Source organism: Halolamina salina, from assembly GCF_042678005.1.
GTDB lineage: Archaea > Halobacteriota > Halobacteria > Halobacteriales > Haloferacaceae > Halolamina > Halolamina salina.
The window spans coordinates 1,383-3,327 of record NZ_JBHUDH010000026.1 but is presented as its reverse complement, the minus strand read 5'-3'; the positions used below and the strand labels follow the sequence as shown (position 1 = coordinate 3,327).

The window sequence follows — 1,945 nt, the reverse complement described above, 5'->3', positions numbered from 1 at the left end:
CTGTGCCGGGCCTCGTGCCCGGCACACTGCGGTCACAAGTGGTCTACGAACGAACTGCTGTTGCTGTCGCAGTCGCTGTACCAGTCGAAGTCACCGACCCCTCGATCGTACACCCAAAACGAGTGATAACGGCCGTTACTCGAACTCGTACGGCCAGCCGTTGGTCTTCTTCATCCCGATCGCCTGATCCTCCTCCTTCAGGTAGCCCGCCATCGTCTCCGCGTCGGCGTGTTCGATCTCGACGGACTCCGCCGCCACCTCGACCACCAGCTCCGTCAGTAGGATCGCCTGCTCGCGCAGGGTCCGGCTCTCCAGTTTGTCCAGCGTGTCGGCCTCGGTGTGGCCCCACCCCCGGCCCGCGGACTCGGACTTACTCGACACCATGTAGCCCGGGACGCCCCAGCGCACGAACGGCCAGTGGTCCGAGTGGGGGACCATCCGCGGCACCGTCGCGATCGGGTGGTCGAAGCGGTCGCTCACCCGCTGGGCGGCGGCGTCGAGTTCGTCGAACCGGTGAGTCGTGAGTTCGAGCGTCCGGTTCCCCATGTTGGAGTCGACGTTGACGATCGACTTGATCGCGTCGAGGTCGGCGTTCTCCGCCTCCAGTTCCGATCCGACGAGGCCGACCTCCTCGGCGCCGTAGGCGATGCACTTCACCCGGGTCTCCAGTTCGTCCTCGCGGGCCGCGAGCGCGTTCGCGACCTCGACGATCGTCGCCGTCCCGGCGCCGTTGTCCCGCGCGCCCTCCGCGATGTCGTGGGCGTCGACGTGGCTCGAGAGGATCACGTACTCCTCCGTGTCGGGACCGAGTTCGGCGACCGCGTTGCCCGACTGGGTCTCGGGCGTCTCACACTCCACGGCCACCGACAGCTCCTCGCCGTCGAAGCGCCGGGCGAGACGCGCGCCGGTCTCCGCGGAGACCCCGACTGCCGGGATGTCGCCGTACGGACCGCCGTCGCTGCCGCCGACGCTGCCCGTCGGCGGGAGTTCGCCGGGGACGTGGTTGGCGTAGATAAACGCCGCCGCGCCGCCCTCGACGGCGTACTGGTACTTCTCGGTCCGGTGGATGTAGCGGTCGAAGTAGTCCGGCACGTCCGAGGTCGCGAGAACGATCTTCCCTTCCACGTCGGTGTTCTCGAAGTCAGCAGGGAGGCCGGCGCCGAGATCGACCAGTTCGGCGGTCACCTCGCCCGCCGGCCCGCGCGGGAGCGCGATGCAGTCCTCGACGGTCTCGGGGGTCGAGATCGAGCTATCGCCCCGGACCCAGCCCGCGAGGTCGAACGTCTCCACGCGGGCGTCGCGGGCGCCTGCAGCCGCGAACGCGTCGCGTGTGGCCTCCAGCCCCTCGGTCTCGCCGGGCTGGCCCGCCATGCGGTTGCCGATGTCGACCAGCGTCTCGAGGTGATCCCAGCCGGCGTCGCTCCTGAACGTCTCCGCGATCCAGTCTGCCATACCTCCCCCTCACGCGGCGACGGCTATCACCTATCGGCTCCGGCCGCGTTCGCCGCTTCCGCGGGCGGCGGAGCTATGGGCCCGCCGCTCGAACGCCCGGTATGAGCGACATCGCCGTCGCCGGCGCGGGGCTCGCGGGGCTGGTCGCCGCCCGCCGGCTCGCCGAGTCGGGCCACGACGTGACGCTGTTCGAGCGGCGCGAGGACGTCGGCGGCCGGGTCCGAACCCGGAGCGTGGACGGGTTCACCTGCGACCGCGGGTTCCAGGTGCTGTTCGAGTCCTACCCCGCGGTCCGACGCGAACTCGATCTCGACGCGCTCGATCTCCGCTCGTTCGCGCCCGGCGGCGTCATCTGCCGGCCGGGCAAGCGATCGACGCTGTCGGACCCGCTCCGCGATCCGGGCGCCCTCCTGCCCTCGGCGCTCTCCCGCGAGGTGACGATCGCCGACAAACTTCGGACGCTCCGGCTCCGGCGCCGACTCACCGACGGCGA

General features: G+C 70.3%; 1 protein-coding gene and 1 pseudogene (1 of these 2 running past the window's edge). One reads left to right on the top strand and one right to left on the bottom strand.

Features of this window, described 5'->3' with window-relative positions:
- Positions 1 to 135: 135 nt before the first annotated feature.
- Complete coding sequence (locus ACFR9S_RS03420; protein WP_379818071.1) at positions 136 to 1,452, bottom strand: M28 family peptidase; 1,317 nt, start codon at positions 1,450 to 1,452, stop codon at positions 136 to 138.
- A gap of 101 nt (positions 1,453 to 1,553) precedes the next feature.
- Between ACFR9S_RS03420 and ACFR9S_RS03415 the strand changes: the two are divergent.
- Positions 1,554 to 1,945: pseudogene (locus tag ACFR9S_RS03415) on the top strand (NAD(P)/FAD-dependent oxidoreductase); it runs 899 nt beyond the window's last position.

Excerpts from the sequence above, each read along its gene's own strand:
- ACFR9S_RS03420 (WP_379818071.1), bottom strand. The coding sequence starts at position 1,452 with ATGGCAGACTGGATCGCGGAGACGTTCAGGAGCGACGCCGGCTGGGAT.